Origin of the sequence: Pantoea sp. SIMBA_079, assembly GCF_046940275.1 — a bacterium.
GTDB classification, from domain to species: Bacteria; Pseudomonadota; Gammaproteobacteria; order Enterobacterales; family Enterobacteriaceae; genus Pantoea; species Pantoea borealis.
On the sequence record NZ_JAWRYR010000361.1, the window covers coordinates 1 to 269 of the forward strand.

Below are 269 nucleotides of genomic sequence, written 5' to 3' on the forward strand. Positions count from 1 at the left end.
ACTCGATGTCGGTACCACAGACACCGGCGCGCTTGACGTCGATCAGCACCTCGCCAGCAGCGGCGACGGCGTCGGCGACCTCTTCGACGCCGGCCTCGCCGGGGGCGCGCACGACGAAGGCTTTCATCGTGGCGCGATCACGTTCTGACGCTGCACGCCGAGGCCATCGATCCCGAGTTCCATCACGTCGCCGGCCTGCAGCCAGATCTCGGGCCGGAAGCCCATCCCCACTCCGGGAGGGGTTCCAGTGTTGATCAAGTCACCCGGTT

Annotated in this window: 1 protein-coding gene; it reads right to left on the reverse strand. The window is 67.3% G+C overall.

All coding sequences use genetic code 11. The annotated features are described in order from the left end of the window. Positions 1-123: 123 nt before the first annotated feature. Positions 124-269: fumarylacetoacetate hydrolase family protein (locus tag SB719_RS20365; protein WP_412159771.1), on the reverse strand; the 146-nt coding region annotated here is incomplete at its 5' end.